The organism is Wolbachia endosymbiont of Madathamugadia hiepei, assembly GCF_013366855.1.
GTDB lineage: Bacteria > Pseudomonadota > Alphaproteobacteria > Rickettsiales > Anaplasmataceae > Wolbachia.
Map to the genome: position 1 here is coordinate 1 of NZ_WQMP01000183.1, position 1,502 is coordinate 1,502.

A 1,502-nucleotide genomic window follows, 5' to 3' on the forward strand; every position below is an offset into this window, starting at 1 on the left:
CTTTTCTACGCTTATTTCATATTCCATGCAACCCAAAAAGCCCTCTATTTCCAGCTCTTTCTTTATCGGCTAATCCATAGTTAGCGTTTAAAGAGCAAGTTCTGTCACTGGCTACAAAATGGAAACCACATGCAATTTTGATCGAAGCAAAAACAAGCGGTCAACAATTGGTGCAAGAGCTAAAGGCAAACAGTGATTTGCCAATCATCAAAATAGTACCACATGATGATAAACTCGCTCAATTCCACCAGATTGTTCCCATTATAGAGTCTGGAAAAGTTTTTCTGCCGCACCAAGCGATATAGCTAAATGATTTTGAGTATGAAATTTTAATATTCCCAGAAGCACATCACAATGACCAAGTTGACAGCACCGTGCAATATCTGCAATGGATAAGAGAAAGTACCTCTCGGGTCGCAGCTATACGAACATTGTGATTTAAGCCTGCCAGAAGGATGTTATCCAAGTAGCCGATACTTGAATGACATCGTTTACTATGTTCATATTACAATATTTCAAGTGTGCTCATCTGCGTTTCTCCTAAAACCATAATGCAGGAAAGTTATTAGGTTAAGCCTTTTTGCCAATTATCACAACATTTTCACTTGGGAAAAAATAATCAGGTATAGCCATATTTTTTGGTGCAGGCCCCCCAATTACTCGACCTGATGTATCATAATATGAGCCATGGCAAGGGCAGAACCAGCCATTGCCGTCTTTTGTAGCATGATCAACCGGCACACACCCGAGATGGGTACATATTCCAACCATAATTAACCACTCATCTTTTCCTTTGCATACTCTTTGCTCATCAGGCTGTGGGTCTCGCAAATTTTTTACATCAACTGCTCTTGCCGCTTCAATTTCTTGTTTCGTACGTCTACGAATAAATACCGGGTTACCTTGCCATTTTACTTTTTTCCCTTGCCCTTCCTGAATATCAGATAGATTAACCTCGACCGTAAACATCGCTAAAACTTCAGCGGAAGGGTTCATAGACTTAACTAGTGGCCAAAGTCCACTTGCTGCTCCTATACCTGCCATAGCACATGTAGTTAATGTTATAAAATCTCTTCTACTCTTATTTTTAGTGAGGTCTTTAACAGGAGATGCTTCTTTAGCTTTCTTATCTGCCAACGATTTTTTATTTTTATTTAATTTTTTGTTCATCGATCTCCACTCAGCTACAAGTATATATTTTAGCTTAAATACTATAGATTAATCAATAAAAACTTGCACTTTTAGCTATCGTTGCTACAGCTCAGAGGAGACAGAGTTTCCGACTTCTTCAGAAGTGCTATCTTCAGTGGAACCAGGATCTTCAATTTTTGCTGCTGACACTACCTTTTCTTTACTCTCTGTTTTAAATAAGGTGACCCCCTGAGTACTACGTCCTGTGATTCTAATATCATCCACTGAAATGCGAATTAACTTTCCTTTATCTGTAATGAGCATTATATTGTAACCCTGCTCAACTGGAAAACTAGCAACGACACTGCCGT

General features: G+C 38.9%; 2 protein-coding genes and 1 pseudogene. 1 reads left to right on the forward strand and 2 read right to left on the reverse strand.

Annotated features, from left to right (window positions below):
* Nucleotides 1-89 precede the first annotated feature (89 nt).
* Nucleotides 90-437 (forward strand): annotated as a pseudogene (terL, locus tag GO685_RS05840) (phage terminase large subunit); the annotation flags it as partial.
* Between the two features lie 133 nt (nt 438-570).
* On the opposite strand, the gene petA reads toward terL, so the two are convergent.
* Entirely contained in the window at nt 571-1,170 is a 600-nt protein-coding gene (gene petA, locus GO685_RS05205; protein WP_175937865.1) for a ubiquinol-cytochrome c reductase iron-sulfur subunit, read from the reverse strand.
* An 84-nt stretch (nt 1,171-1,254) separates the two neighbouring features.
* A partial coding sequence (locus GO685_RS05210) for a DNA gyrase C-terminal beta-propeller domain-containing protein (protein ID WP_175937866.1) occupies nt 1,255-1,502 on the reverse strand: 248 nt, incomplete at its 5' end.